At 26.1% G+C, this 22,036-nt stretch carries 25 protein-coding genes; 21 read left to right on the plus strand and 4 right to left on the minus strand.

Translation table 11 applies throughout. The annotated features are described in order from the left end of the window. Positions 1-11 precede the first annotated feature (11 nt). The 6 genes from OMES3154_RS02185 to OMES3154_RS02210 are packed head-to-tail and all read left to right on the plus strand — an operon-like array spanning position 12 to position 4,762. Positions 12-791: a TIGR00282 family metallophosphoesterase gene (locus OMES3154_RS02185; protein WP_156683172.1), complete on the plus strand. Its 780-nt coding sequence runs from the start codon at positions 12-14 to the stop codon at positions 789-791. Beyond that, positions 788-1,717, plus strand: a complete 930-nt coding sequence (locus OMES3154_RS02190) for a 50S ribosomal protein L11 methyltransferase (protein WP_156683173.1) — start codon at positions 788-790, stop codon at positions 1,715-1,717. The genes OMES3154_RS02185 and OMES3154_RS02190 overlap by 4 nt, the downstream gene beginning before the upstream one ends. After that, positions 1,701-2,327, plus strand: coding sequence for a (d)CMP kinase (gene cmk / locus OMES3154_RS02195; protein WP_156683174.1), 627 nt, complete (start codon positions 1,701-1,703; stop codon positions 2,325-2,327). The genes OMES3154_RS02190 and cmk overlap by 17 nt, the downstream gene beginning before the upstream one ends. Next, positions 2,324-2,881, plus strand: coding sequence for a CvpA family protein (locus tag OMES3154_RS02200; protein WP_156683175.1), 558 nt, complete (start codon positions 2,324-2,326; stop codon positions 2,879-2,881). Before cmk ends, OMES3154_RS02200 begins: the two co-directional genes overlap by 4 nt. Further along, positions 2,881-3,987, plus strand: coding sequence for a rod shape-determining protein RodA (gene rodA, locus OMES3154_RS02205; RefSeq protein ID WP_156683176.1), 1,107 nt, complete (start codon positions 2,881-2,883; stop codon positions 3,985-3,987). Before OMES3154_RS02200 ends, rodA begins: the two co-directional genes overlap by 1 nt. Beyond that, a complete protein-coding gene (locus OMES3154_RS02210; protein ID WP_156683177.1) occupies positions 3,968-4,762 on the plus strand; it encodes an RluA family pseudouridine synthase in 795 nt (264 codons plus the stop codon). Before rodA ends, OMES3154_RS02210 begins: the two co-directional genes overlap by 20 nt. A gap of 28 nt (positions 4,763-4,790) precedes the next feature. On the opposite strand, the gene OMES3154_RS02215 is transcribed toward OMES3154_RS02210, so the two are convergent. Next, on the minus strand, positions 4,791-5,045 hold the full coding sequence (locus OMES3154_RS02215) for an HPr family phosphocarrier protein (protein WP_156683178.1): 255 nt from the start codon (positions 5,043-5,045) through the stop codon (positions 4,791-4,793). A gap of 73 nt (positions 5,046-5,118) precedes the next feature. On the opposite strand from OMES3154_RS02215, the gene dapB reads away from it, so the two are divergent. The 3 genes from dapB to OMES3154_RS02230 are packed head-to-tail and all read left to right on the plus strand — an operon-like array spanning position 5,119 to position 9,092. Next, entirely contained in the window at positions 5,119-5,736 is a 618-nt protein-coding gene (gene dapB / locus OMES3154_RS02220) for a 4-hydroxy-tetrahydrodipicolinate reductase (protein WP_156683179.1), read from the plus strand. Between the two features lie 37 nt (positions 5,737-5,773). Next, positions 5,774-7,417, plus strand: coding sequence for an AAA family ATPase (locus OMES3154_RS02225; RefSeq protein ID WP_156683180.1), 1,644 nt, complete (start codon positions 5,774-5,776; stop codon positions 7,415-7,417). 22 nt (positions 7,418-7,439) lie between these two features. Beyond that, the gene (locus OMES3154_RS02230; RefSeq protein ID WP_156683181.1) at positions 7,440-9,092 is read left to right on the plus strand and encodes an AAA family ATPase; all 1,653 of its coding nucleotides are present in this window, start codon (positions 7,440-7,442) and stop codon (positions 9,090-9,092) included. A gap of 29 nt (positions 9,093-9,121) precedes the next feature. On the opposite strand, the gene gpmA is transcribed toward OMES3154_RS02230, so the two are convergent. Then, positions 9,122-9,808: a 2,3-diphosphoglycerate-dependent phosphoglycerate mutase gene (gene gpmA, locus OMES3154_RS02235; protein WP_156683182.1), complete on the minus strand. Its 687-nt coding sequence runs from the start codon at positions 9,806-9,808 to the stop codon at positions 9,122-9,124. A gap of 141 nt (positions 9,809-9,949) precedes the next feature. Here gpmA and OMES3154_RS02240 point away from each other — a divergent pair, with 141 nt between their 5' ends. The 7 genes from OMES3154_RS02240 (at position 9,950) to OMES3154_RS02270 (ending at position 15,225) form a co-directional block, all read left to right on the plus strand. Then, complete coding sequence (locus OMES3154_RS02240; RefSeq protein ID WP_156683183.1) at positions 9,950-10,837, plus strand: DMT family transporter; 888 nt, start codon at positions 9,950-9,952, stop codon at positions 10,835-10,837. 320 nt (positions 10,838-11,157) lie between these two features. Next, positions 11,158-11,364 (plus strand): YadA C-terminal domain-containing protein, encoded by a 207-nt coding sequence (locus OMES3154_RS02245; protein ID WP_156683184.1) that lies wholly within the window; start codon positions 11,158-11,160, stop codon positions 11,362-11,364. Positions 11,365-11,488: 124 nt separating this feature from the next. Next, entirely contained in the window at positions 11,489-11,800 is a 312-nt protein-coding gene (locus OMES3154_RS06645; protein WP_407938968.1) for an OmpA family protein, read from the plus strand. A 213-nt stretch (positions 11,801-12,013) separates the two neighbouring features. Then, positions 12,014-13,273, plus strand: a complete 1,260-nt coding sequence (gene lepB, locus OMES3154_RS02255) for a signal peptidase I (protein WP_156683185.1) — start codon at positions 12,014-12,016, stop codon at positions 13,271-13,273. Beyond that, positions 13,263-13,625, plus strand: a complete 363-nt coding sequence (locus OMES3154_RS02260; RefSeq protein WP_156683186.1) for a GNAT family N-acetyltransferase — start codon at positions 13,263-13,265, stop codon at positions 13,623-13,625. Before lepB ends, OMES3154_RS02260 begins: the two co-directional genes overlap by 11 nt. A 12-nt stretch (positions 13,626-13,637) precedes the next feature. Then, positions 13,638-14,702, plus strand: coding sequence for a recombinase RecA (recA, locus tag OMES3154_RS02265; protein ID WP_156683187.1), 1,065 nt, complete (start codon positions 13,638-13,640; stop codon positions 14,700-14,702). Further along, positions 14,677-15,225 (plus strand): regulatory protein RecX, encoded by a 549-nt coding sequence (locus tag OMES3154_RS02270; protein ID WP_156683188.1) that lies wholly within the window; start codon positions 14,677-14,679, stop codon positions 15,223-15,225. The genes recA and OMES3154_RS02270 overlap by 26 nt, the downstream gene beginning before the upstream one ends. A gap of 26 nt (positions 15,226-15,251) precedes the next feature. Here OMES3154_RS02270 and OMES3154_RS06430 read toward each other — a convergent pair whose 3' ends face one another. Further along, positions 15,252-15,425 carry a hypothetical protein gene (locus OMES3154_RS06430; RefSeq protein ID WP_197271465.1) on the minus strand — a complete coding sequence of 58 codons (174 nt, stop codon included), beginning with the start codon at positions 15,423-15,425 and terminating at the stop codon, positions 15,252-15,254. Between the two features lie 72 nt (positions 15,426-15,497). Then, positions 15,498-16,004, minus strand: a complete 507-nt coding sequence (locus tag OMES3154_RS02275) for a hypothetical protein (RefSeq protein WP_231679251.1) — start codon at positions 16,002-16,004, stop codon at positions 15,498-15,500. Between the two features lie 166 nt (positions 16,005-16,170). Here OMES3154_RS02275 and OMES3154_RS02280 point away from each other — a divergent pair, with 166 nt between their 5' ends. From OMES3154_RS02280 to OMES3154_RS02300, 5 genes are read left to right on the plus strand one after another with little or no spacing between them, the layout of a single operon-like run. Beyond that, positions 16,171-17,472, plus strand: coding sequence for a sugar ABC transporter substrate-binding protein (locus OMES3154_RS02280; RefSeq protein ID WP_156683189.1), 1,302 nt, complete (start codon positions 16,171-16,173; stop codon positions 17,470-17,472). 60 nt (positions 17,473-17,532) lie between these two features. Next, positions 17,533-17,949 (plus strand): hypothetical protein, encoded by a 417-nt coding sequence (locus OMES3154_RS02285; protein ID WP_156683190.1) that lies wholly within the window; start codon positions 17,533-17,535, stop codon positions 17,947-17,949. A 4-nt stretch (positions 17,950-17,953) separates the two neighbouring features. Continuing rightward, the gene (locus tag OMES3154_RS02290) at positions 17,954-20,035 is read left to right on the plus strand and encodes a carbohydrate ABC transporter permease (RefSeq protein WP_156683191.1); all 2,082 of its coding nucleotides are present in this window, start codon (positions 17,954-17,956) and stop codon (positions 20,033-20,035) included. Between the two features lie 3 nt (positions 20,036-20,038). Beyond that, positions 20,039-20,935 carry a sugar ABC transporter permease gene (locus OMES3154_RS02295; RefSeq protein ID WP_156683192.1) on the plus strand — a complete coding sequence of 299 codons (897 nt, stop codon included), beginning with the start codon at positions 20,039-20,041 and terminating at the stop codon, positions 20,933-20,935. Between the two features lie 8 nt (positions 20,936-20,943). Next, a complete protein-coding gene (locus tag OMES3154_RS02300) occupies positions 20,944-22,029 on the plus strand; it encodes an ABC transporter ATP-binding protein (RefSeq protein WP_156683193.1) in 1,086 nt (361 codons plus the stop codon). The last annotated feature ends 7 nt before the right edge of the window (positions 22,030-22,036 follow it).

The following is a 22,036-nucleotide window of genomic DNA, read 5'->3' on the forward strand; positions in this document are numbered from 1 at the left end:
AGGGTTTTAATATGAAAATGGTAATGATAGGAGATGTAGTAGGTGAACCAGGTAGAGATATACTATATAAATTCCTAGAAAAAAGAAAAAATGATTATGATTTCATCATAGTAAATGGTGAAAATGCAGCTAGTGGATTTGGAATAACTCCAAAGATAGCTAAAAGTTTTTTAGATAAAGGTGTTACAGTAATTACATTAGGGAATCATACATATGATAGAAAAGAAATATACAGTTATTTAGATGAAGAAAAAAGAATAATAAGACCACTAAATTATCATGAGGCTAATAGTGGGCATGGTTATGTAGTTGTAAATAAAAATGGAGTAAGAGTTGCAGTTATTAACTTGCAAGGAAAAGTTTTTATGCAACCAATTGCCTGTCCTTTTTTAGCAATAGATGATTTTATTCCTAAAATAAAGGATAAGGTAGATATAATAATAGTTGATTTTCATGCTGAGGCAACAAGTGAAAAACAAGCAATGGGTTGGAATTTGGCTGGAAATGTAAGTGTAATTTATGGAACACATACACATACACAAACAAGTGATGATAGAATACTTTATGGTAAAACTGGCTTTATAACAGACATTGGTATGACTGGTGGATTTGATGGAGTTTTAGGTATGAATAAAAGAGAAAGCCTAAAAAGATTAAAAGAAGGTTTTAGTTCAAGATATGTACCTTGTGAAGAAAATTTAAGAATACATGGTATAGAATGTATTGTAAATGAAAAAACAGGTTTTTGTGAAAGCATTAAAAGACTTGATTTAGGGTATGATGAAATATGATATTAAAAAAGATTAAAATAAGTTATTATTCTGATTTTCTAGAAAAAACAAAAGATAAGATAGTAAAGGTATTAAATGAATTTGGTGTTTTTTCTTTTGAGTTAGTAGAAGATTTTACAAATAATAAATTAGATTATGATGTCAATGAATATAAGTTAGATACTTGGGAAATAATATTTTATTTGCCAAATAATAGATTTTTACAAGACAAGATAAATCAAATAAATAAAAGACTCAGTGATTTATTAGATGAAAGTGAACTAATTGAAATATATGAAGCTATATTAGATACTGATTCATATAAAGATGAATGGAAAAAAAGCTTTATAACAACTAAGATTACAGATAGAATAACGGTAAATCCTAGTTGGCTTAATTATGAAAAAGAAAATGAAGATGAAATTGTAATAAATATAGATCCCTCAATAGCCTTTGGAACAGGAACACATGAAACTACTTCTTTATGCATAGATATGCTTCAAAAATATTCAGATGATAAAGAAGAAATTCTAGATATTGGTTGTGGGTCAGGAATACTTATGTTAATAGCTAGAAAGCTAGGTATAAAATATGCAGAAGGTATTGATATAGATAAAAACTGTAAAGAAGTAGTTGAAACTAATTTTAAATTAAATAATTTAGATAACTATAGTGTTAAAATAGGGAATCTAGTTGATAAAATAGATAAAACATTTGATATTGTAGTTTCTAATATATTAGTAGATGTATTAGAACATTTATTAGAAGACATTAAAAAAGTAATAAAAAAAGATACAATTTTAATTTTTTCAGGTATTTTAAAGGAAAAAGAAGTTAGATTTTTAGAAAAAGCCAAAAAGAAAAATCTAGTTCTAATAGATAGAAAAGAAAAAAATGCATGGGTAAGTTTAGTGTTTAAGGGGGGTATAGATGATAATAGCAATTGATGGGCCTAGTGGAGTAGGTAAAAGTAGCATTGCAAAAGCGATTTCTAAGAAATTAAATATATATCACCTAGACACAGGAGCTATGTATAGAACATTAGCATACAAGCTAAAAAAAGATAATATAGAATTTAGTAAAGAATTATTAAAGGATTTTGATTTTCAAATAAAAGATAATAAATTTTACTTAGATAATGAAGATATTACTGACAAGATAAGAGAAAACGATATTTCAATATTAGCTTCAAACATATCTAAAATAAAAGAAGTTAGAGAATTTATGGTAGAGCTTCAAAGAAAAATTTCGAATAATAAAGATGTAGTTTTAGATGGGAGAGATATTGCAACTGTAGTTTTTCCAAATGCAGATATAAAACTATATATTGATGCTAGTGCTGAAATTAGGGCAAAAAGAAGATTTTTAGAATTAAATGAAACTATTAGCTTTGATAAAATTTTAGAAGATATAAAAAATAGAGATTATCAAGATATGACAAGAGAAATTGCACCTCTTGTAAAAGCAGATGATGCTATTTTAGTAGATACTAGTAATATGAGTTTAGAAGAAGTTATAAAAAAAATAATTGATATAATAGAAGGGGAACAAAAATGATTTTAGACATAGTTTTAGGAGTTTTATTAGTACTTTTATTTTTAAGAGGTATATATAAAGGTGCTATATACATGGTTTTTGGATTAGCTAAAGTAATATTAGCTATAATTTTCACACCAGTTTTTAAAGGATATATATATGAATATATAAAAGACTATAACCTATGGTTATCACCTAATATATTAGCATATATAATTACTTTTATGATAATTATTATAATAGTTACTATAATTCAAGAAATATTTACAAAATTTGTAAAAATAACAGGATTAGGTACATTTGATAGATTATTAGGAGCAGTAGTAGGTATTTTAGAGGGAGTAGTTTTAGCCTTTTTTATAATAATAGCTATGCTGTATGCAAAAGACTACAATAATTCTTTAACTGACACTTTATATAGTAGTAAAATAGCATACAATTTATCTTTATATACTCATGATATAAACGAAAGATTCCCAGAAAAAATAAGAGAAAAATTAGATAATTTCTATTATGAAAATAAAAAAAGAGAATTAAAAGATAAGATTTTAAATAAATTAGAAATAGGTGAATAATGAAACTTTTTAAAAATTTTAGAAGAAAATTTGAACGTTTCGACTTAACATTGATATTTTTAGTATATATATTGTGCACTGTAAGTACCATATTTATTTACAGTGCGACAAGATCTAGATACTATTTAAAGCAAAATATCATTTGGATTTTAATAGGGACAGTCTTTTTACTTCTATCAATATTTATAGATTATGAAATAAGTTTAAAGTATATAACATATATATATTTATTTTCTATTTTACTTCTTTTGTATGTAAGATTTTTTGGAGTAGTTACACTAGGAGCTAGAAGATGGATTACGGTTTTTGGTTTTAAATTACAACCATCAGAGTTTATAAAAATACTTATTATAATGATTTTATCATATATTATGGCTACAAAATTTAAAGATGGTATAAATAATATAAAAGATATTATAATGGTTTCATTATCTATTATGCCTTTTTTAGTGTTAATATTAACGCAACCTGATTTAGGGACTACACTAATAGTTCTATTTTCATATGGCTGCATGCTATTTCTAAGTAATGCTAATATTAGACCTTTAGTGTATATTGGACTTATTCTAATACTTCTGTCTTATCCAATTTATAAATTTGGATTAGATGATTATCAAAAACAAAGAGTTGAAGTATTTTTAAATCCAGAAAAGGATATAAGGGGAAAAGGTTGGAATGTTAGTCAATCTAAAATATCAGTGGGAAGTGGTGGACTATATGGTACTGGTCTATATAATGGTAGTCAAAGTAGATTAAAGTTTTTACCAGAACCACAAACAGACTTCATATTTTCTGTGATAGCAGAAGAAACAGGTTTTTTAGGTAGTAGTACAATAATACTTATATACTTTTTCCTTATATGGCGTATGATAAACATAAGTAGAAAAGTATATGATGCTTACGGCAGAAATATAATTTATGGAATTGTTGGTATATTTTTTGGACATACAATAGTTAATATAGGAATGACAATAGGTTTGGTACCTGTTACAGGAAAAACCTTATTATTTTTAAGTTATGGAGGAAGTTCATATCTTTCTTCTTTTATTATGATAGCGTTAGTGGAAAGTATAAAGGTATATTCAGATGACTTATATAGTAGATAAAGATAATGTAGATGTTAGATTGGATAGATTTTTAAGAAAAAACTGTATAAATAATTCAATGTCAGAAATTTATTCTAGTATTAGAAAAGGCTATGTTAAAATAAATTCAAAAAAGAAAAAAGAAAACTATAGATTAAAATTAGAGGATGAAATATATATATCTAATTTAGATTTTAAATTAGTGAAAAATAAAGAAATTTCAAATAATATAGATAAAAATTTAATATTTTATGAAGACTCTGATCTTTTAATTATTGATAAACCAAAAGGTATAGCAATACATAAGGGTACAGATAATGATAAAGGCTTAGCTGAAATATTAAATGTAGATTTTGCTAATAGGCTAGATAAAAAAACAAGTGGACTTGTAATTGCAGCTAAAAATAAAAAGACATTAAGAGAAATTACAAAGTTAATAAGAGAAAATAAAATAATAAAAAAATACAAGGTAAAATGTATAAGTAATAATAAGTATAAAGTAGGGGATAGTTTTGTAATTGAAAATAAGTTAGAAGAAACTGATAAAAAAGTGATAGTATCTAACAAGGGGAAAATTTCAAAAACAAAATATAATGTATTAGATATTAAAGATAATATAATAACACTAGAAGCAATACTTTATACAGGTAGAAAACATCAGATAAGAGTACAACTAGCTAATGTAGGGCTTAGTATAATTGGTGATGATAAATATGGAAACTATAAAAAAGAAGATGAATTAGAACTTGAATGCTATTATCTTGAATTTAATGGTAAGGTATTTGAAAAAAAATAAAAAAAAGGAAGCTTTTGCTTCCTAAATATTAATCAACAACGTTAGCTAAAAATTCAACTAATGCGTCAACAGCTTCTTCAGTATCAGCTGCAACTGTTATTTCACTTCCACTTTTAATACCAAGTGCTAGTAATTTAACTAAGCTTGTAGCTTTTGCTTCATTTCCATTGAATATTAAAGTTGGGTTTGCTTCTTTATATTCTTTAGCTTTTTTTACAAATCCACCAGCTGGTCTTGCGTGTAATCCGTTTTTACCAGTAAAAACAAGTGTTTTTTCTATCATCGTAATTCCCCCTAATTTTTATTAAATATATCTTACAATAAAAAGTGTAAATTGTCAATGTGAAAGGAAGTTTATGAGAGTACTAATTTTAGGTAATGGAGTAATGTCAAACATCTTAAAAGATGTAGTAATAAATAGTAGTGATACTTTTGTTGATATGATAGATACAAAAGAAAATATAGAATGTGATTTAGATTTTGATGTAATAATAGATTTTTCAAATCATTTAGCAACAAAAAAAGTAGTTGATTTTGCTATAATGAAAAATAAGCCACTTTTAATTGCAACAACTGGTCAAACAGAAGATGAAATTAAATATATAGAAAAAGCAAAAGAAAAATTAAATATATTAAAAATATCTAATACATCATTAGGTGTTTACGTTATGAATGAAATAGTAAAATTAGCAAGTAGTATATTAGAAGATTTTGATGTAGCTGTAGAAGAAATACACCACACAAGAAAGTTAGACTCTCCTAGTGGAACAGCATTAACTTTAATTGAAAACATTAAAAAGTCTAATGAAAATAAAGAAGTTCAAGTTAATAGTTTAAGATTATCTAATATATCAGGTATTCATAAGGTAATATTTTCAGCAGAAGATGAAATACTAGAAATAAAGCATACAGCAATATCAAGAAAGATATTCGCTCTAGGTGCTATAAAGTATGCTAGAAAAATGTTAGATTAGTGGTATAATAAGTGTATAAAGGGGAGGGAATATATTTATGAGTATAAACTTTAAAACAAGTTTTAGTATAGAAAAAGTAAAAAAGAATACTTTCTACATAGACAAAACTATGATAATAGATAAGTTAATAGATGAAGATGGTGATAGTAAAACTGAAACTCTACTAATATGTAGACCAAGAAGATTTGGTAAAACCTTAGCCTTAGAAACAATTAAGTATTTCTTTGACCCTAATACTAAAGATACTGCAATAGAATTTTTTAAAGATAAAAAAATAGCAAAAACAGAAAAATTTAAATACCTAGGTACAAGACCTGTAATACATATGAGCTTTGCTAATGATGTCATTGAAAGTATAGAAGAATTTTATGAGAATATATATATAAAAATATTTGAGCAAATAAAAATACTGGGATTATCTAATATGCAAAATATAATTTTAGAGTCTTTAAAACAAAATATGTATAGACCTAGCTTTTTAAAAAAATCATTGGAAATGTTAATAGATTTAGTACATAAAAATACAGGAATAAAACCAATATTATTAATAGATGAATATGATAGTTATGTAATAGATATGCTAGATAATCCTGATTTAGCTAAGGTAATAGACTTTTATAGAGCTTTTTTTGGAAAGGCATTAAAGAATAATCCTAACTTACATTTTGCTGTCTTAGTAGGTGTTACAGAACTAACTAAAAATTCTGTATTCTCTGCACTTAATAATGTTAAGATATCTAATATATTAGATTCTGAGGAATTAGGATTTAAAGATTTATTTGGATTTACAGAAGAAGAATTAGATCCATATTTAGAAAAATTAGATTTAATGAGTGAAAAACAAAGATTAAAAGAATTTTATGATGGGTATAATATAGGGAATACAGAGCTATATAACCCAGCTTCAATTACAAGTGCTTTAGAAATACTAAGTGTAAATAAGAAGGGGCATTTAACTAATTATTGGGTATCAACAGGATCAAATAAGATAATTGAACAAATTTTTAAAAACTACTATGTTAGTGATGAGTTAATTCTAGAATTAAATGAACTAATAGCAGGAAATAGTGTAGAAGTAGGTATAGATAAAGAATTTAATATTAAAAATCTAAAAAGTAAAGATGCCTTTTATACTTTCTTACTATATGCAGGTTATTTAACAGTTGATAAGATAATAAATAACGAGATTGTAAGAGTAAGAATACCAAATTCTGAAGTTAAACAAGCCTTAGTAAGTGCTTCTAGAAAAATATTTGATAAACCAGAATACAAGGAATACAAAGAGTTAAAAGAAGCAGTAGTAGACTTTGATTTAGAAAATATATCAACTACTTTATCTAGCTTATTAAAAAAGGTATATTCGTATGATATTAAAACAAATGAAAATGCGTATAGAACAGCAATAGCATCAGCAATTACCTTAACTGGAGTATATGAAGTAAAATCAAATATTAATGCAGGACTAGGAAGATCTGATCTTGTATTGATACCAAGATATTATGATAAAGATCCAAAGATAATAGAAATGAAAATAGCAAAAAATGCAGAAGAAAGAGATAAAAAACATAAAGAAGCACAAGAGCAAATAAAAGACAGAAAATACCAAGATTACTTTGATAAAGAGGTAAGTCTATATAGTTTAGTTTGTTGTAACTATGATGTTAGTATTAAAGAAATTTAAATAAAGTGGAGGAAATATATTTATGGAAATAGGATTTAGTACAAGTTTTAGAATAGAAGATGTATCTAAAGACATTTTTTACATAGACAAAACTATGATAATAGATAAGTTAATATATGATAATGGTGCAAGAAAGACTGAAACTCTACTAATATGTAGACCAAGAAGATTTGGTAAAACCTTAGCCTTAGAAACAATTAAGTATTTCTTTGACCCTAATACTAAAGATACTGCAATAGAATTTTTTAAAGATAAAAAAATAGCAAAAACAGAAAAATTTAAATACCTAGGTACAAGACCTGTAATACATATGAGCTTTGCTAATGATGTATCTGGGAGTTTAGAAACTTTTTACGCTAAAATTTATGATAAAATGTATAAACTTTTAAGAGTAGAAAAAATTAACTCTAAAGATAATTTGTTAATTGAAGATTTAGATGAAATAATTAATAATCCTAAAGATATATCTACACTTGAAAATTCTTTATCAATTTTAATAGAAGCAGTTTATAAAAATACAGGAATAAAACCAATATTATTAATAGATGAATATGATAGTTATGTAATAGATATACTAGATAATCCTGATTTAGCTAAGGTACTAAACTTTTATAGAGCTTTTTTTGGAAAGGCATTAAAGAATAATCCTAACTTACATTTTGCTGTCTTAGTAGGTGTTACAGAACTAACTAAAAATTCTGTATTCTCTGCACTTAATAATGTTAAGATATCTAATATATTAGATTCTGAGGAATTAGGATTTAAAGATTTATTTGGATTTACAGAAGAAGAATTAGATCCATATTTAGAAAAATTAGATTTAATGAGTGAAAAACAAAGATTAAAAGAATTTTATGATGGGTATAATATAGGGAATACTGAGCTATATAACCCAGCTTCAATTACAAGTGCTTTAGAAATATTAAGTGTAAATAAGAAGGGGCATTTAACTAATTATTGGGTATCAACAGGATCAAATAAGATAATTGAACAAATTTTTAAAAACTACTATGTTAGTGATGAGTTAATTCTAGAATTAAATGAACTAATAGCAGGAAATAGTGTAGAAGTAGGTATAGATAAGGAATTTAATATTAAAAATCTAAAAAGTAAAGATGCCTTTTATACTTTCTTACTATATGCAGGTTATTTAACAGTTGATAAGATAATAAATAACGAGATTGTAAGAGTAAGAATACCAAATTCAGAAGTTAAATCTGCCTTAGTAAGTGCTTCTAGAAAATTATTTGATAAACCAGAATACAAGGAATTAAAAGAGTTAAAAGAAGCAGTAGTAGACTTTGATTTAGAAAATATATCAACTACTTTATCTAGCTTATTAAAAAAGGTATATTCGTATGATATTAAAACAAATGAAAATGCGTATAGAACAGCAATAGCATCAGCAATTACCTTAACTGGAGTATATGAAGTAAAATCAAATATTAATGCAGGACTAGGAAGATCTGATCTTGTATTGATACCAAGATATTATGATAAAGATCCAAAGATAATAGAAATGAAAATAGCAAAAAATGCAGAAGAAAGAGATAAAAAACATAAAGAAGCACAAGAGCAAATAAAAGACAGAAAATACCAAGATTACTTTGATAAAGAGGTAAGTCTATATAGTTTAGTTTGTTGTAACTATGATGTTAGTATTAAAAAGATATAAATAAAAAAAGGCATAAAGCCTTTTTTATATTACCAAGATTTTGGTGATTCAATTATATTTAAATCTTTATCTATTTCAAATACTAATGGTTTTCCTGTACTAATATTTAAATCTAATATATCTTCGTCAGATATGTTTAATAAGTATTTAACTAATGCTCTTAATGAGTTACCATGAGCAGCTATTATTACATTTTTACCAGCTTTAATATCTTTTGATATATATTCATCCCAGTAAGGTAGCACTCTTTCTATAGTCATTTTTAAGCTTTCTCCTCTTGGTAAATCTTTTTTATCAAGTGAAGCATATCTTCTATCGTTTTCAGGTAATCTTTCGTCACCATCTTCTAAGAATGGAGGTGCTATATCAAAGCTTCTTCTCCAAATGTGTACTTGTTCATCACCGTATTTTTTAGCTGTTTCAGCTTTATTTAATCCTTGTAATGCACCATAGTGTCTTTCGTTTAATCTCCATGTTTTGTTAACTGGTAAATATATTTGATTACAAGCTTCTAAAACATAGTTTAAAGTTTTTATTGCTCTTTTTTGGAATGAAGTGTATGCAACATCAAATAAAATTCCTTCTTCAAGTATTTTTTTACCACCAGCTATTGCTTCTTCAACCCCTTTAGGTGTTAAATCAACATCTGTCCAACCAGTAAATTTATTTTCTAAGTTCCATTCACTTTGTCCGTGACGTACTAAAACTAATTTCATATTTCTCTCCTCTCAAGCTTTATAGTTTATTATATCAAAAGAGGTGTTTTTTTTCAATAAGACTTTGTTACAAAAATATTTAATTGGAAATAAAATCTTTTAAATGATATACTTTATCTAAAAGCAAAAAAGGAGAGCAAAATGAAAAAAAATTATAATTATCTGTTATTTATAGTAGTAATAATATGGGGAGGAGGATATTCAGCAACTGAATATTTAATAAAAGCAAGTTACGGAACTTCTCTAATAAATACCTTAAGGTTTTTAATAGCAACTATTTTACTATTTCTAATATTTAGTAAAAAAATACTGAGGATAAGCAAGGATGAAATTAAATTTGGCTTTATATCAGGACTTTTTATGTTTCTTGGCTTTTATACACAAACATTAGCACAAAAATATACAAACTTATCTAACGTAGCATTTTTTACAGCAACAGGCGTTATTATGTTACCTTTTGTATCGTACTTTTTTACGAAAAAAAAGCCAACAATATCAGTAATCTTAATATCTTTTGTAGCACTATTAGGTAGTTTGATACTAAACTACAAAGGGCAAGGTATTAGTTTTAATAAGGGAGATTTTTTAGCTCTAAGTTGTGCCCTATTTTTTACCTTGCAAATATGTTATCTAGATTATGCTACAAAAAAATCAGATACAGTTAATATTAACTTTTCACAAATGTTTTTCTCTTTTGTTTTTTCACTTACTACGTTAATAGTAACAAGAGAAAATATTGTGAATGTAAACTACAAAGAAGGATTTATTTCAATAATTTATTTAGGAGTATTTAGCACCTTTATATGTTATCTAATACAAACCTTTGCACAAAAATATACAGATGCAGTTACAACTGGTATAATATTATCACTAGAAGCTGTTATGGGATCAATATTCTCTATAATACTAGGATTTGAAATTTTTAGTCTATCTTTACTAATAGGTGGAAGTTTAATAATTTTATCTAGTATATTAATTAATATATATGACTATTATAAAGAAAAAAATAATAAGAAATTAAGGATGTAATATATAAAGTTTAAGTTTCATTATTTGAAAATGTGTTATAAAAAATATATTTAATAAGAATAAGAGCTATTCCCATTAAATTGACTCATAAATTTAAAAATGTATATTTAGTTAGAATATCTTAATTAAGAAGCTATTCTAACTAATTTTTTTATTTTTGAAATTCTATATAATCTAAAATATATTTTTCAATTTCTTCAAATGTATCAAACTTTTTTTGTCCAATTTATGGGGAATACTTCTCTGTTAATAAAGAACAATTAGATGAAATTGGAACACAAGTTAAAAAAACAAATAGTGGAGTTGCAAGTTCATTTGCTATGGCAAATATACCACAAGTAGCAAGTGATAAGTTATTTGGTATAGGAGCAGGAGTAGGTTACTATAAAGGTGAAGGTGCAATAGCAGTTGGAATTTCTGGTCAAAACAGAGGTAAAAATGTTGTGTATAAAGGAAGTGTATCTTTAGGAACTAAATCAGATATAGGAGTAGCAGCAGGAATCAATATATCACTAGGAGAAAGTTAAACTTCCATTAAGTAAGAAAATTGACGACAGATTAAATGCGTTAGAAAAAGAAAATCAAAATCTTAAAGATGAGATAGTAAATCTAAAAAAAGAATCAGCTAAATCTTCTGAAGTACTATATGTAATTGATAGATTTACAAATGATTCAAATAGACCAACAAAAGCACAAGTTATTAAACTAAAAGCTATTGTTAAAGAAATTAATGAAAAATATCCAGAAAAGAGTATAGATATTTCAGGATTTACTGATATATCTTCTTCTGAAAGATATAATTTACAATTAGGTCTTGAAAGAGCAAATATTGTTAGTGAATTACTAATAGAACTAGGACTTAAAAATCCACAAAATATTAGAAAAGTATCAAGCTTTGGATATAATAATAAGGTTAATGGAACATTATCAAATAATAGACGTGTAGAAATTTTAGTTAAATAAGAGATAAAAGTGGCGATGCCACTTTTTTCTTCTTTGACAAAAGTTTTAAAAAAAGTTAAAATTTAAGTAAATTAGATAAAAGAAAAAAGCTAGAAGTAGTTAAAAATAACTTACTATAAGCTATATATTTTATTAACTTAGAAAAATACTAAATAATTTTTATGAAATTGAAAGAAAAATTTTTAAAAATATAGTATAAACAAGGAGGACAAAATGATTTTATGGATAATTTTTTATATCCTAACAATAAGCTTAATATTTCTATTTTTCATTAATGAAAAATTTTTAATAGCTAAAATAGATACAGTAGCAGATTTTCTATCAAACTATGTATTAAAAGTTAGTATAAAAGATGAAAATAAAAAGTTTTTAAAACTTTTTAATATTGCAAGTGTGGTAATTTTAGTATTGATTCACTTTGTATATGTAAATAAAGAGCCAAGTAGTGTAATACCTATAAGACATATAGCAGTATGGGCGGTATTTTTAATAAATGCAGTATTTTTACTGTTTAATTTTAAAAAAGGATATTTAGCTATACTTAATATTGTTATGTATTTTACAGCAAATTTACTTTTTGCTATTGAAGATAAATTCTTTTTCTATGAAATGTTAATTGCAACATTTCTTGTATTAGTTTCTATAATAATAGAAAATAAATTAATAAAAAAAGAATTTAGAATAATTTTAAATGGCTTATTTTTATTCGTGTTAGTAATAATTATTCAAAATTTCTATATAGGTAACTATGTAATACCGACTCAATCTATGGAACCTACAATTTTAGTTGGAGATAGAATATTCTCAAATAATGCTATATATAAATTTAGTGATGTTAAACTAAATGACATAATATCTTTTTCTGAACCACTAGATAATACCTATCTATATACAAAAAGAATAACAGGTATTAAAGGAACTACTTTTGAGATTAAAGATAACAAGGTATTAAGTAATGATAAAAAAATAAGTGACAGATATTATTCTAACGGAACAAGTTCTGTATATTCATTATTAGGTGCTGGGAAATACTACATACCTAAAAAAGGTGATAGCGTAAGAATAAAATATATACTTGAGTGGGATACGCAAGATAAAGTAGTAAAAAGCATAGAAAATAATGAAGATTTCAATAAGTATATAAAAGAGGCTGACTATGAAAAAATATTTGGAGTATATAATAAGTATGATGGAAGATTTAGATATACATACATATTAGAAAGTGACAATAGTAAGTATCTATTATTGCCTATACTTGATTTTAAATATGATAAGTCTAAAATGAAAAAGTTATTAAATAAAGAAACAATAATATTAGATGATGACTACTATATGGCTATGGGAGATAATACAGATAATAGTCAAGATTCAAGATATTTTGGATATGTTTCAAAAGCTAGATTAAAAGGTAAATTGATGTTAAGATGGTACCCATTAAGTAGAGTAGGAATTTTAAAATCAAATGACAAGTAATGAAAAAATAGTAAAACTACATAATGAAATATTTAATGATAATAAGGATTTATCGTATTTAGACGGATTAAATATTAAAAATATAACTATATACTCTGATGTTGCGTATATTATAGTAATAGATAGCATAGATGTATATGAAATATTTGAAATTGGAGTATTAAAAGAATATAGAAGAAAAAATATTGCAAGTAAGTTAATAGACAGTCTTGATTTAGATAAAGATATATTTTTAGAAGTAAGAGAAGATAATATAGCAGCTATTAAACTATATGAAAAAAAAGGTTTTAAAAAAGTTAGTATAAGAAAAAATTATTATAAAGACAAAAATGCTATAATAATGAGTAGATAAAGGAGATTAAGCATGGCAAAGAAAAAAGAAAATTTAAGTGAAGCTGAAGAAAAAGAAAAATCACTACAGTTTACATTAGATACAATAAAGAAAAATTATGGTGATGGTAGTATAATGAAGCTAGGAGAAAACCAAAAAATGAACATTAGTGCTATATCAACAGGTAGTTTAAATCTTGATTTAGCTCTAGGTATAGGTGGGGTTCCTCGTGGAAGAATAGTAGAAATATATGGTGCTGAATCATCAGGTAAAACTACAATTGCATTACATATTATAGCGGAAGCTCAAAAAAATGGTGGAATAGCAGCATTTATAGATGCAGAACACGCACTAGATCCAGTATATGCTAAAGCACTAGGTGTTAATATAGATGAGCTTTTAATATCACAACCAGACAATGGTGAACAAGCCTTAGAAATTGCAGAACTTTTAGTAAGAAGTGCTGCTATTGATGTTGTAGTAGTTGACTCAGTAGCTGCTCTTGTTCCAAAGGCTGAAATAGAAGGTGAAATGTCAGATCAACAAATGGGACTTCAAGCAAGACTTATGTCAAAAGCTTTAAGAAAATTAACTGGGACAATATCTAAATCAGATACAGTTATGATATTTATTAACCAAATAAGAGAAAAAATAGGATTTTCTTTTGTACCAGGTGTACAAACAACTACATCTGGAGGAAGAGCGCTTAAGTTCTTCTCTACAACAAGAATAGAAATTAAAAAAGGACCAGCTATAAAACAAGGTGACGATATAATTGGAAGTGAAGTAATTGCAAAAGTTACTAAAAATAAGGTAGCACCTCCATTTAAGGAAGCAAGATTCCCAATAATGTATGGAGTTGGAATATCAAGAGCATCAGAAATACTAGACTTAGCAATAGAAATGAAAATTTGTTCAAAAAGTGGTTCATGGTTTAGCTATGGCGATGTAAGATTAGGACAAGGTAAGGTAAATGTAGAAAAATACTTACAAGAAAACAAAGATATATTTGAGGAAATAGAAAATAAGGTACTAGCAAATATAGATCCTAGTATTTTAAGGGCAGTAGACGATGATAATACAGAAGATCAAGAGTAATAAACTTTATTTAGAAAATGATGAAGTAATAGATATAAATCCAGATATTATCCATGAGTTTAAATTAAAATCTAATATGGATATATCTGGTATTTATACCGATATTATTAAAGCATCAATAAAAAATAAGGCATTTTACTATATATACCTAAAATCAAGAACAAGATATGAATTATTATCAAAATTAAAATTAAAATATTTTGATAAAAAAGAACTAATAGAAGAAGTCCTAGATTACTTAGAAGAAAATCTATATATAAATGATGTAGATTATGCTATATCATATATATTAAGTCATAAAAATAGTAAAACTAAAAATACTATGAAACTTTTGCAAAAGGGTATAAAAAAGCAAGATATAGATGAAGCTTACGAGGATATTCCAAATGACATGGAAAAAGAACAACTAAGTGAAGAAGTTAGAAAATTAAAAGAAAAAAACTATGAAGATGCTAAAATCATATTAACTCTAACTAGAAAAGGTTATAGATATAATGATATAAAAGAAAATTTAAAAAAATAAAAGAGATAAGCTAATAAACTTACCTCTTATTTTTTTATAATAGCTACTTGTTTTTTCCCATGTATTTTTGTAATAAATTTATTATATTCACCTGATGATTTCCATTCTCCAGCAACGATTATAATATTATCCATATTATTATATATTTCAGAACGAATTTTTTTATAATAATCTTCATCTGAAAAATATAATGTAAACATATATTTTTCGCTATAAATAGGAGATACTAAATAAATTTCTCTCTTACTATCATTATATAATGTTTTTCTTTCTCATTTAGCTTCTATTATCCTCATTCCATAAAATCCATTTTGGTACATATATTCACTTCTATCATCTAATAGCAATAATCCTATTTTTCTATCAGCGTATATGTCATCAACAGGGAAACTTTTACATAAAGAATATATTTGTCTTAATGTTCTTGGTGGTTTTATACTATGTTCACCATAGGAATTATGTAAAATATTATTTATTGCATCCTCGTAATTAAATTTTTCTTCATCAAATTTACTACTATCAAAATTTGCAACACTATTACCGTAGTAACAGTTTTTAATATGCTTAAAATGAGCCTTAGTTGCCCTAAAATAAGCATTTTTACTTCCACTAATTGAACAAATATATAATTTTGCATTACAATTAGGATTAGGACAATAAAATTCATTATTTCTATCTTCGTCTGTTGCTTTATTTGCATAAATAATATTTTTCCTATTTTCATCTCTATAAGCATATTTAGTCATATCATTAACTCTCAATTTAAATTTACCTTTCATTAAATTATAACTAAAGGTATCTATTAGTCAATATTTTAAATTGAAAATTAGATATTTTTTACAAAAGAAACTATCGAAAAAAAACTTTTTTTTCTTGACAAACTTAGAAATCAAGGTAAAATTAAGGTGTAAAATTGAAAACGGTTTCAAATAGGAGGAATTATTTATGAAAAAGAAATTAATTTATTCTGTTGTTAGTTTATTAACAATAGCAGGTATTGTTTCATGTGGAACAAGTAAAGAAGAAGTAAAAGCGGAAGCTAAAAAATCAGCTGAAATAACAGTTCAAGCTGAAAGTTCTTGGGTAGATTACTACAAAAAAGCTGCTGAAAAAGTTATGAAAGAAAATCCAGGAGACAAGATAAATGTAGTTGAAATGGGATCATTTGATTTATTAGATAAGTTAGATAAAACTGATGCAACTAATCCAGATATAACTGACGTATTTGCATTCCCATTAGATAGATTAAGTAAGTTATCTCAAGCTGAAGCATTAGCAAGTTTTGATGCGAAAGCACTAGCAGGTAAAATTGGTGGATTTGGTGATTATGATAAAGGTCTAGGAGGACAAATAGTAGTTGATGGTGCTTATTTAGGTTTTCCATTTAATATTGAAACTTTAGTAACATTTGTAAATACAAAAAATGCTAAGAATTTAAATATTGACCTAACTAAACCAGTTGAATTAGTACAAAAAGATGTAAATAATGTAATGATAGCTATGTTTAACGCTTGGTTTGCAGTAGCTGCAACAAATGCTGGAAATATAGAATTATTAGGTAAAACTAGTGATGGGTTCTATTCAGATTTAGTAAAACCTTATGACGAATTATCAAAAGAACAAAAAATGGTTATAGATCAATTATTTAAATACTGGCAAAAAGCAAATGCTCAAAAAACAACTTTATTTGACGCAGGTGCAACTTGGGGATACATTGATGAACAATTCAAAGATGGTGGTAAAGCAGTACTTAGAATAGATGGTCCTTGGTCAGTTGGTGGATTATCTGAGTTATCTAAAAATTTAGATGTGCTACCTATTGGATCAATTAGTGTAGCAGGTGAAGCATTAAGACACTGGAAAGGTGGTTGGGCTTTAGGAATAAACGCTAGAATAGAAGAAGATATGGATAAAAAAGCATTAGCTGAAAAAATGATAGCTGAATTAATGAATAGAGAAAATGCAGCAGAATTATTTAAAGTTTCAGGTAAGATAATGCCTAACGTATCAAAAGAAGAATATGCTAAATCAAACTTAGAACAATTTAATAAAAAAGTTATAGCTGCTGTTATAGATTCTTATGAAGATTCAGTAGCAAGACCATTATTTAAAGAATGGGATAAAGTATGGGATACTTGGCAAAATGGTATCTTATCATGGAACACAGCACAACCTAAAAATGCAAAAGAAGCATATAACGAATTAAGCGCTTCATTCAAAGCAATGATGCAAAATATTGACAAATAGTTAAAAAAAAGGTACAAAATGGGGGGTGGAGATTTACCCCCTTTAATTTACAGGAGTAACATGAAAAAAGGATTTAACTTATCATTTAAACAGTTAGTTATAATATTAACTATTATTTTTTTTGTAATATCATCAGAAAGTGTTAACTTTCTATATATAACAAAAAATACTGAGTACATGAATAATTTTTTAAAAACAACTGATATTTTAATAACAAAAGATACCTATATATTGGCTAATATGATTACATACTTTTTTGTTGTAATAAACTATGTGATATTAGCACTTTTTACATATATAGGTAGAAATAAGATAAAAGTAGGTGTTGTTTATAAAGCAGTATACTTTTTTATAATATTATTCACCTTAATTTATGAAATATTTTTAAATAAGGCAATATATATAAATTATGTAGCTATAATATTACAAATAGTCCTTATGATATATGTAATAAACTTAAAAGAAAAAAGGAGTTGAAAAAATGCTAAATGAATTTGTATATGATAGTTTTCAAGTACAGCACGAGAGAAAAAATCTATATTTACTAGATAAAGCTCGTGGAATAAAAGTAGATAAAGCTAAGCATCCTTACATTATTAAATTAAATAAATTTAAAGAAGAAGAAGCAAGTTTTATTAAAACAAGAAACAGTAAAATAAAAGAAATTGAATCTAGTTTATTAGAGAATGACAAAAGAATTAAAAAAGCAACATTAAGATTAGAAAAAGCTAAATTAAATAAAGAATTCTATGAAAAATTTTATGATTTAACTTATGATGCAAGCTTTTTATTAGATGTATCAAAAGTAGAAATTAACATGCTAGAAAGAGTATTAAAGACATATAAAGATAAAAAAGATGAAATAGAAGTATATATTGAAAATCTAAAACATCTTGATATGGAAGAAGAAAAAGAATCTAAAGAAAAATATGAAATAGAAAAAGAAAAAATCAAAAAAGAACAACAAGTAGAAATTGCTAAGTTAAAAGAACTTTATGATGATGGTATAATTTCTAAAATGGCATATAAAAATAAAATAGAAGCGCTAAAGATTAAAGAAAAAGATGAATTAGAAGTTTTAAAAATGGAAATTCCATCTATTTTAATTAAAGCAAGACTTAAGAGTTTAAAATATGGTATAAAGCAAGAATACAAGAATATGTTAAATATATTAGAATTAGAAATTTCAGATATTAGAAGAAGAACTCCTATAGAAGTTTCTCGTGTTAATAAAACATTACCAATACTAACATTCTTAATACCAGGTTTAGGTCAGTTTATAAATAAACAATACTTTAAAGCTAGTCTATTTTTCATTCTAACTTTATTTACATACTTTGCTGCAATTCCATACGCATTAGGTTATGGAAACTATCGTGGAACAGGAATATCTGGATTAATCACATTAGCACAAGGTGGATCAAAGTTAGATAAATCAATGATCTTTATGATAGAAGGAGTAATTGCAGTATTTCTATTATGTATTGTAATTGCTGCATATTACTTTGCATATAAAGATGTTAAAGATGTACTTAATGATAAAATGAAAGGTATAAGACCTAAAACATATTTTGAAACAGTAGAATCATTAAGTGAAGAAGGACTACCATATATAGTAGCAACAGGAGCCTTCATATTAATCCTATTTATAGTAATAGTACCAATACTAACAACAATACTATTATCATTTACAGGAATGGATCCTAACCACCAATCAAAATTCCCTTGGGTAGGACTTGAAAACTATAAACTGTTAATTCAAGCTAAAGGTGTAGCAGGAGGACCTTTCTGGTTAATTATAGGGTGGACATTAATGTGGACACTAGGAGCTACAACATTATCAATATTTGTAGGATTTATGTTAGCAATTATTGCAAATAATGATAGAATTAAATTTAAAGGTGTATTTAGAACAATATACTTATTACCATGGGCAGTACCAGCATTTATTACAATAATGTATTTTAGTATAATGGTAAGTCCAAGTGGAAGTATAACAACATTTATGCATGATCGTTTAGGTATAGATTTACTAATTAAAAATAGCCCAGCAGCAACTAGAATATTCTTAATTCTAATGCAAACATGGCTAGGTTCATCATATGTTTTCTTACTATCAACAGGAGTATTACAAGCAATATCAGAAGACCTATATGAAGCAGCTGATATAGATGGATCTACTGCTTGGCAAAAACTAAGTAAAATTACAGTACCATTAGTACTATTCCAAACAGCACCACTATTAATAGGTCAATATACATTTAACTTTAATAACTTCTCTATAATCTATCTATTTAACCAAGGTGGACCGTTCTTACCAAGTAAATATGGGAATATAGCAGGAGCAAGTGACCTACTTATATCATATATATATAAGTTAACAATAAATAGTCAATATCAATCAGCAGGAGCAAGTGACCTACTTATATCATATATATATAAGTTAACAATAAATAGTCAATATCAATCAGCAGGAGCTGCTATTACGATATTCATATCAATAGCACTTATGATAATAGCATATGTAGGATTTAAAAATTCTAAGGCGTTTAAGGAGGAATAAGATATGTTTTTTAAGAAAAAAAATAATTCAAGTCTTTACCTATCAGATAAACCACCTTTATCATTTGGTGGAAAGGTAATGTTAGCTTTATCTTATCTGGTCTTAATAATTTGGGCCTTATTAATAATTGTTCCATTAGTTGAAATGGTATTAGGTTCATTTAATGGAGCACAAGCTAAGTATATTATAGCTAATGGGGAATGGAAATTTTCATTAAATCACTTTAAATTTTTAATAAATGAAACTCTATTTTTAAGATGGGTAGTAAATACAATTTATGTTGCTGTATTAACAGCTGCAATAAATTTAATAGTAGTATCATTAACTGGTTATGTTTACAGCAGATACAGATTTAAAGGTAGAAAAGCTTCGTTAATGGCTATTATGTTAATTCAAGTAATACCAGCATTTGGTGGAATTATTGCTTACTTTACTATGTATCAAATAATAAATGCTGTAGTTCCATTATTCTCAAGACAAATGATGTTAATTCTAATATATGCAATAGGAGGAATTGCAACTAATACCTTCATATTAAAAGGATATATAGATTCAATTTCAACAGAATTAGATGAAGCTGCTCAAATTGATGGTTGTAGTAGTTTACAAATATATAGACTGATTATCATGCCAATAGCAAGACCAATGTTATCAATAATCGCACTATGGTCATTTATAGGTCCATTTATGGATTACTTACTACCAAGTGTTTTATTAACAAATACAAAAACATATACATTAGCAGCAGGACTATTTACATTAATATCAGATGAAAGAACACTAAACCAAACAGCATTTGCTGCAGGAGGATTACTAACTGCAATTCCAATTGTAATACTATTTATGTACTTACAAAGAGATTTAGTATCAGGTTTAGCTAAAGGATCTGTTAAAGGGTAGGAGGAAAAATGGAAGTAATATTAAATAATTTAGGTAAAAAATACGAAGGTAGAGATAACTTTACAATTAGAAATATAGATTTAAAAATAGATGACAAAGATTTTTGTGTAATTTTAGGAAGTAGTGGATGTGGTAAATCTACATTACTAAGAATGATAGCAGGATTAAACTCAATAACTGAAGGTGAACTTATCTTTGGAAATAAGGTTGTAAATAAATTACCAAGTAAGGATAGAGATATAGCTATGGTATTCCAAAGCTATGCACTTTATCCACATATGACAGTATATGATAATATGGCTTTTAGTTTAGCGATGAGAAAAATTGATAAAAAAATCATACATGAAAGAGTAATGGAAGCTGCAAAAGTATTAAAAATAGAAGACTATCTATACTCTAAACCATCTGATATATCAGGAGGACAAAGACAAAGGGTAGCTCTAGGACGTGCAATTGTTAGAAAACCTAAAATATTCTTAATGGACGAACCATTATCAAATTTAGATGCTAAGCTGCGTGAACACATGAGAGTTGAATTAGTAAGAATACATCAAAGCTTAGAAACAACAACAATATATGTAACACATGACCAAACAGAAGCGATGACAATGGCAACTAAAATAGTATTACTAGATAAAGGTAAAATTCAACAAGTTGGAAAACCAGAAGAATTCTACAATAGACCAGCTAATATATTTGTTGCTAAATTTATAGGATCTCCTACAATGAACTTAATAGAAGGTGCTGTTGTAGATGGTCTTTTTGTAAGTAATAGTAAAGAAGTAGAAATTGAAGTACCTGAATATATTTATAGAAATTATGAAGGTAAAAAAATAACAGTGGGAATTAGAAGTGAAAGATTTAAATCTTCTAAAGAAGAAAAAAATTCATTTGAAGCAAGAGTAGATGTAGTTGAAATGTTAGGTAAAGAAAAAGCCTTATATGTTGTTCTAAAAGATAATACTCAAATGATAATAACAGTTCCAGGACACTATGATTATAAAGTGGGAGAATACCACGATTTCACATTTGATTTAGAAGCATTACATTATTTTGACGAAGAAGGAAATAGAATAAAAGATATAGTAAAGTAGGAGATTT

The sequence above is a fragment of the Oceanivirga miroungae genome, assembly GCF_902505095.1.
GTDB classification, from domain to species: domain Bacteria; phylum Fusobacteriota; class Fusobacteriia; order Fusobacteriales; family Leptotrichiaceae; genus Oceanivirga; species Oceanivirga miroungae.